The sequence below is a fragment of the Tepidimonas charontis genome (genome assembly GCF_007556685.1).
In the GTDB taxonomy this organism is placed as follows: Bacteria; Pseudomonadota; Gammaproteobacteria; order Burkholderiales; family Burkholderiaceae_C; genus Tepidimonas; species Tepidimonas charontis.
In genome coordinates this window covers 21,047-27,920 of the sequence record NZ_VJON01000042.1, presented here as the reverse complement: position 1 = coordinate 27,920, position 6,874 = coordinate 21,047, and the positions used below count along the sequence as shown (strand labels likewise).

Annotated in this window: 8 protein-coding genes, 1 tRNA gene and 1 pseudogene; all 10 read left to right on the top strand. The window is 61.9% G+C overall.

Translation table 11 applies throughout. The features are described from left to right. Positions 1-343: 343 nt before the first annotated feature. Positions 344-532: pseudogene (locus Tchar_RS14330) on the top strand (ARPP-1 family domain-containing protein); the annotation flags it as partial. A gap of 107 nt (positions 533-639) precedes the next feature. Then, the gene (locus tag Tchar_RS11180; RefSeq protein ID WP_144329089.1) at positions 640-1,011 is read left to right on the top strand and encodes a transposase; all 372 of its coding nucleotides are present in this window, start codon (positions 640-642) and stop codon (positions 1,009-1,011) included. Then, positions 1,008-1,292 carry a CRISPR-associated endonuclease Cas2 gene (locus tag Tchar_RS11175; RefSeq protein ID WP_144329088.1) on the top strand — a complete coding sequence of 95 codons (285 nt, stop codon included), beginning with the start codon at positions 1,008-1,010 and terminating at the stop codon, positions 1,290-1,292. Before Tchar_RS11180 ends, Tchar_RS11175 begins: the two co-directional genes overlap by 4 nt. Next, positions 1,243-2,271: a CRISPR-associated endonuclease Cas1 gene (cas1, locus tag Tchar_RS11170; protein ID WP_201739359.1), complete on the top strand. Its 1,029-nt coding sequence runs from the start codon at positions 1,243-1,245 to the stop codon at positions 2,269-2,271. Before Tchar_RS11175 ends, cas1 begins: the two co-directional genes overlap by 50 nt. Further along, positions 2,268-3,098: a CRISPR-associated endonuclease Cas1 gene (locus tag Tchar_RS11165; RefSeq protein WP_144329087.1), complete on the top strand. Its 831-nt coding sequence runs from the start codon at positions 2,268-2,270 to the stop codon at positions 3,096-3,098. Before cas1 ends, Tchar_RS11165 begins: the two co-directional genes overlap by 4 nt. An 11-nt stretch (positions 3,099-3,109) precedes the next feature. Continuing rightward, positions 3,110-3,400: a CRISPR-associated endonuclease Cas2 gene (gene cas2 / locus Tchar_RS11160; RefSeq protein WP_161595509.1), complete on the top strand. Its 291-nt coding sequence runs from the start codon at positions 3,110-3,112 to the stop codon at positions 3,398-3,400. 357 nt (positions 3,401-3,757) lie between these two features. Further along, positions 3,758-4,369 carry a hypothetical protein gene (locus Tchar_RS11155; protein ID WP_144329085.1) on the top strand — a complete coding sequence of 204 codons (612 nt, stop codon included), beginning with the start codon at positions 3,758-3,760 and terminating at the stop codon, positions 4,367-4,369. A 410-nt stretch (positions 4,370-4,779) separates the two neighbouring features. Continuing rightward, a tRNA-Arg gene (locus Tchar_RS11150) sits at positions 4,780-4,856 on the top strand. 57 nt (positions 4,857-4,913) lie between these two features. Continuing rightward, the gene (aztA, locus tag Tchar_RS11145) at positions 4,914-5,708 is read left to right on the top strand and encodes a zinc ABC transporter ATP-binding protein AztA (RefSeq protein WP_144329084.1); all 795 of its coding nucleotides are present in this window, start codon (positions 4,914-4,916) and stop codon (positions 5,706-5,708) included. Further along, positions 5,692-6,582, top strand: a complete 891-nt coding sequence (locus Tchar_RS11140; protein WP_236640442.1) for a metal ABC transporter permease — start codon at positions 5,692-5,694, stop codon at positions 6,580-6,582. Before aztA ends, Tchar_RS11140 begins: the two co-directional genes overlap by 17 nt. The last annotated feature ends 292 nt before the right edge of the window (positions 6,583-6,874 follow it).

Here is a 6,874-nt window from a genome sequence, read left to right as displayed (position 1 = left end):
CCTCATTGCGGCCGTGCGCCTCATCGGCCGGTGGCTCGCCCAGCGGCGGCCAACCGAGACCAGTGGCGCCAACCCTGCCCAGCTGCGGCTAAGGGCGGCGTGAAAATGAATTTTTCAGGGACGACTAATGAGCGCAGAAATCGTACGCCACACCCGGAACAACCTGAGTTTGAGTGTGTCCATCGGCGATGGTCGCTTGCAAATATACCCCTTGTTCGCCAGCTGCTCTGGTGAACCCGACTACATCATCCTTAAAACTGCTTTTGAAAAGAATTTATGCTGCCTGAACGAGATACCCGGGCGGGCCTTGGTCGGCTGTCTTCAGTTCTAAAACTTATCCGAACAACTGATCCTGCGACTCGACGGCGACGTCCTCATCGGCGCTAAACAAAATCGGGTCGTGCGATCGAGTCCGCTGGAGCCGCCGCGTGCCACCCTGAGGTTTGGCTTATTCTGTGTTGAGCGGGAGCGCTGGGCATACACGGGCAACCGTGAATTTACCGGCTATGACAGCTTTGCGAACGAAAAATAACCATCGCCCTATTGATGGCGTTTCTTAAGGATGCTCTGCGAGACGTCCACTCTACCTTTCGGTATCAGGCAATAACGACATGGAGCAGATGAGTCTTGGGGGCGACGATGACCACGGGTTACGAGCTGCGCACGCAGCGTACCCACAAGCGCGCGTATCTGGAGCCAACGGAGCGTGTGCAGTCCTCAAAAGAGCTGGCTGCGCTCATCGAGCCGTACGCGCTCAAGGCGGAAGCCAAAGGCGGGCGGTCACCGTCAGCGGTGGAGAAGTTGTTGCGCATTCACTTTCCGCAGCCACGGTTTGGCCTGTCGGACCCGGCAGTGGAGGAAGCCTTGTATGACACGCCGCTGCTGGCGAAGTTTGTTGGGCTGGACCTGGAGGTGGATGTCATTGCGGATGAAAGGACCATTTTGCGCATTGATCATCTGTTGGAAAAGCACGGCTTGAGCCGGTACATCGTCGAAAGTGTTGATCAATGACCCAACGTTCTCTCTACCTTGCAGCCTATGACGTTGCCGATGCGCGCCGGCTGCGTCTGTCGCTCGAACTGGTCAAGGGGCATGCCACCGGTGGGCAGAAATCTGTTTACGAATGTTTTCTTACCGACGCTGAACGAGAACGCCTTTTGCACGACATTGCCCGGGTGCTTGACGAAGATGCCGATTGCTTCCTGCTCATCGGCCTCGATCCGCGTTCGCGGGTGCATACCCTTGGACGCGCCCAGACCCCGGCCGATCCTGATCACTTCTATCTGGGCTGAAGCCATGGCAACCTTGGTCCTTGACAACCGCGCCCTGGCGCTGCGCATCGATGGCCAGGCGCTGGCTTTCTACGAGAACGGCGAGCGGCGCGGCAGCTTGCCGATCAAGCTACTGGAGCGGGTCATCTTGCAAGGTGATCTCTCGCTGAGTGCTGGCGTGCTCACCCGCCTAGCAGAAAACGGCACGGCGGTACTCATGCTGTCCAAACGGCATAGCCGCCGCCTAGCCGTCGTGCTGGGGCCAGCGCATAACGACGCGGCAGTTCGTATCGCCCAGGCGCAGCGCCTCTTCGATCAAGCCTGGTGCGCCTGGTGGGCCAGACGGCAAATCGCAGCCAAGACCCGCGCACAAGTGCGCGTACTCAAGCAAGCTATGGCGAAGCGCCCAGACTGCCACTATCCGCTCGCGCGCGCCGTGACCGACTTGGAGCATTTGTGCTCCCACATGGATTCGCCTCAGCAACCACCCAGCGTGGAACGCTTACGTGGCTTCGAAGGCGCAGCGGCACGCGCCTACTTTCAGGGTTTGACGGTCTTGTTCCCGCCTAGCCTTGGCTTTACCGGCCGCAGCCGCCGCCCGCCACGCGATCCGGTCAACGCCTGTTTGTCGCTTGTCTACACCCTGCTGCACTTCGAGGCCGTGCGCGCTGCCCACATGGCCGGTCTTGACCCGTTGCTGGGTTTTTATCACCGTCCTGCCTTCGGCCGCGAATCGCTCGCCTCCGACCTTATCGAGCCTCTTCGGCCGCATGCTGACCAGTGGGTGTGGCGGCTATTCCAAAACCGCACGCTGCGTGCCGAACTCTTCAGCCGCGATGGTCAGGCTTGCCTGCTGGGCAAGACCGGGCGCGAGGTGTTCTATCAGCACTACGAGGCGCATTTCAAGCCAGTCCGGCGCCTGCTGCAAAGGCAATGCCGCCGCCTTGCGGCGTATTTCCGCCAGCAAGGCACGCCATTTTTGGAAGAGGATGAAGCATGAGCTTGTGCGCCGCACGCAGCGAAAAGCCCAGCCGTGCACAAACCGGCGGGAATGTACCTACGCCACGCCGCTTGCCGTTGTACCTTCCAGGGCGCGTGGCGACTCGTGTTGGCCTCGACGGCCCCGCCCTGCTTGTGCAGCGCGCGCATCAAGCCGACAACCGCTACCCCTTGGGTCGGCTGTCGCGTATCGTCAGTGGACTCAACGTGACGTGGCAGGCGCAAGCGCTCAGGGCCTGCATTGATGAGCGGATCCCCATCCTATTTCTGGCCGCCGACGGCCAGCCGTCCGCCTATCTGTACCCCGTGCAACGCGCCCCCTCGCGGCTCGATGCGCTGATCGAGGAGCTGCTCGACCGCCCTGATGGCCTCGTGTATTACGCGCAATGGCTGCGGGCCGAGCGTATGCGCATCCTGCACGCCTGGAAACAAGCAAGCTGGGCACGCGACCGGCCGATCGACGTACAGGAATACGGCGAACTCGTGCGTCGCTATGTTTATCTGGGCGAAACCCCGATGTTTGTCGCCGGGCCAATCTACGATAGCGCCCTCTACGCCTATGCTCTGAGAAACGTTCAAAACGCCGGCGCTAAACCCATTTACTGGGGGTTGGGCGGAAAACCGCTCAACCTTACGGCCGACATAACCGACCTATTTCGGCTTGTCTTGGCGCTGGAGTTGCGGGGTCTGGCCGAACGCTGGCACGGTGACGACAAGGCAATGCTGACGGTACTGCATACCCATGGCCCCAACCTCGGCGAGCACGCCCACGCTGCCCTCGCTCGGCTGCATCGCCGCCTCAAACAGCTTCTTGAAGAATGGCGCTAAACGAAAAACATATGTGGCTCATTGCTTACGATATCACCGACCCCAGGCGTCTGGTCCGTATTCACCGCTACGCCAAGACTGTGGCCATCCCCGTGCAATACTCGCTTTACGCCTGCTACGAGACCGCACGCGGCATACTGGGCATACGCGACGCTCTGGCCGACATGATCAACGACCGCGAAGACGACGTGCGCATCTACCAGCTACCTCAGCGCCTGCGGGTCGCCCGCTTCGGGAGTCGCTCGCTCCCCAAAGGGCTGCTGGTCGCTGAAGGCGTAATGCCCCTAGCGAACACGCTTTGAGGAAATGGCGCAGCCCACGTGGGTATAACTTCAATTGGCAGCATACGGGCATGTCTGAACACGTAACGCGAGCGTGCCCTGTTTGGCTGCCGATGGGATCGAGCATGGTAGGTTTGAAAGGAGGCCAAACCCCGGACCTGATAACGAATTGATTGCGAACCTTTGTTTATAATGGGTTGAGGAAGACCAGTATGTACGAAATTGAAATGGATCAGATGTCCGAGGCATTCTTCCCTTGCTGGCAGGCTGCCGCCATTCACTTGGACAGACAGGTAGAGGGGGGGAATCCGATCATGGCTCCGCGCGCACCCGTACCCGCCATTTCTGGAGCATCTATCGTTTCGACTGGGTAATCAATTGTTCTTCGTTCGTGTCGAGGACGTTGATAGAAATGTGCAAGGCCCCGGAAATCCTGAGGGATTTATTTATGCTGCCGAGATGGCCAATGGTCGAGCCTGCATTTTGCCAATGAAGAAGGTGCCTTTCGGTGGTGGCTGGGTGGCAGCGATGGCGGGCTGGGGCTTGTTGGATGCAGACACCAGACGGCCAATCGATCCCGTTGCTTTGGTGACCGACGAGAAGATCGAGATGTCGCCATGGGAGATTCAAGATGTAGCCGTGCAAGTCGTCCGTGACCATCTGGAAAACAAGGGATTTAAGCTGATGTCCTGGCATAGCGATCCCGAGGTTTTTCCCTCTATTTGGTTCGTCGGCAAGTCCAAGGGCCCGGAATGGGTGGTGGTTCGCCCCGCGATCTTTCCAGCTGATTATGCTGAGCGACCGGATAATTGGCAGGAGATTGCAGCCAGCTGTGCTAATATAAGCACTATTGGTCACTTTGCCAGTGTTGTTCTGATTAACTTCGATGCTCTGTTGAGCGTCGATGAAATTTTCGACTCCGAGTCAGAGGAGCCCGTGCCATTGTGGCGTGGGTGTCGTTTCGATGTCGCATTCGAGGGGCTTGAGTGAACCAACGGCAGTATCGAAGGCAAGGCCGAGCGAGTGGCTGCGCGGGTATTTTTCAGGTCCCGGACGATTGGATAGACCTTTGACGGCGTGCATGAGTCGTCTGTTACGATGCGATGTGCGGATTGTTCAGCAGCCTCGGGAGCGCTCGCTGGTGATGATTCGTCTGTACGCCAACGCCACGATCACACCCGGCGTCCGCGCCCGTGTTCAGGCCTCGCCGGGGACGGGCTGTCTCGGCAGCGACGTGCAGGTCCGAACACGGCATCCGCCGCCGGTGCTGTTGACCGCGGGGCCGCGTAGCCGTGGTGCCAGGCACCGACTGCCGCGGTGCCTCACCTGCGGCCCGCGCAGGGGCGTGCGCAGTCCGACGAAGGAGGTGGAAATTGCGTGTATAATGCGGGCTTCAGCAAGCGGCTGTAGCTCAGTTGGATAGAGTACTTGGCTACGAACCAAGGGGTCGTGGGTTCGAATCCTGCCAGCCGCGCCAAATACAAGGGCCAGTCCAAAAGACTGGCCTTTTTTCTGCCATTTTCCTCGGCCGTTCATGGGCCAGTCCGCCGCCATCGAGTTGCTCGACCTCACCGCGGGGTATGAGCGCCACCCTGCCGTGCATCACGTCAGCCTGCGCTGGCTCCGCGGGGCGCTGGCGGCCGTCGTTGGGCCCAACGGTGCGGGCAAGTCCACCTTGCTCAAGTGTGTGGCCGGGCGTCTGCGTCCGATGCACGGCGCAGTCCATGGGGTGCACCCGTCAGAGGTGGCATATCTGCCCCAGATCAGCGAAGTCGACCGCAGCTTTCCGGTGACGGTGCGCGAGCTGGTGGCGATGGGCCTGTGGCGCGAGCTGGGTCCCTGGGGGCGGCCGCTTTCCGGTCAGCGGCGCCGCGTGCAGGTGGCCATCGAATCGGTCGGCCTGCAAGGCTTTGAACGGCGTACCCTGGATACCTTGTCGGGTGGGCAGTTCCAGCGTGCGCTGTTCGCCCGTCTGATCGTGCAGGATGCGCCCGTGGTGCTGTTGGACGAACCGTTTACCGGGGTGGACACCCGCACGCTGCAGGAGTTGCTGTGCATTCTGCGCCGCTGGCACGATGAGGGGCGCACCGTGATTGTCGTGCTGCACGATTTGGCCCTGGTGCGCGCGGTGTTTCCCACCACCACGCTCTTGGCGCGCGAGCTGGTGGCGCATGGACCAACGGAGGAGGTACTCAGCGAGGCCAATTTGCTGCGCGCGCGACATCTGCAAGAAGCGTTTGACGAACAGGCCGAGCTGTGCGAGCTCGATGCCGCTTCTGCAGGCCGATCAGCGGTGACGGGAGGACCCCCCGATGGGCAGCGACATTGATGGGATGCTGCAGGCGCTGCTGAGCGCCACCGGCCTGGAGTTCGAATTCATGCAGCGGGCGGCGCTGGGCTGCGTGCTGCTGGCGTTGGGCGCGGCCCCGGTTGGGGTGTTTTTGATGCTGCGCCGCATGAGCCTGATGGGCGACGCGATGTCGCATGCCATCTTGCCCGGGGCGGCGGTGGGCTATCTGTTGGCAGGCCTGTCGCTGCCGGCAATGACCTTAGGGGGTGTCATCGGCGGCGTGCTGGTGGCAGTCGCTGCGGCCGCGGTGGCGCGCCACACCGTGATGCGCGAGGACGCGGCCTTGGCGGCGTTTTACCTGGTGTCGCTGGCGCTGGGCGTGACGCTGGTGTCGATGCGCGGCAGTGCGGTGGATGTGTTGCACGTGTTGTTCGGCTCGGTGCTGGCGCTGGATGCGTCGGTGCTGGCACTGCTGGTTGCCGTCGCTGGGCTGACGTGGCTGGGGCTGGTGCTGCTGTGGCGCCCGCTGGTGATGGAATGCGTCGATCCGGCCTTCTTGCGTGGGGTCAGCCGTTGGGGAGGCATGGCCCACCACGGATTTTTGGCGTTGGTGGTGGTCAACTTGGTGGCGGCCTTCCACGCCTTGGGCACGCTGATGGCGGTGGGCATGATGGTGCTGCCGGCCGCCAGCGCGCGCTTTTGGGCGCGGCGCCTGCAACCGCTGCTGGCGCTGGCCGTGGCGCAAGCGATGTCGCTGTCGTTGGCGGGTTTGTGGCTGTCGTACCGCTGGGACTGGCCGACCAGCCCCACCATCGTGCTGGTGCTGGGGGGGTGGTACGCGCTGTCGATGTTGCTGGGGCCCTTTGGCTGGTGGCGCCAGCAGCACGTGCCCCAGCGGCATCTGAAGGGGTGACGCTGGGGCGGTTGGCGGCGTTCAGTGCCGGCTGCGCCGCTGCGGTAGCGCGCTTGTTGTTCGGGCTATCGTGCGATTTGGCCCGCGCGACACACAACTTTACCGCGCCGTCACGCTCGGTTCGCGGGAATCGGCTACGCTCTGAACCCGTTGCGCTGCTGTGGCGGTGCCGGTCGTTCAGGCTGGGCCGTCGTGCTTCGCCGATCCCGTCACAGGCGCGCCACAAGGCGCGTACGCGTGGTGGTGGCGATACCCGCGGCCGTGGCATTCCATTTCCATCCTTGGTTTTCGT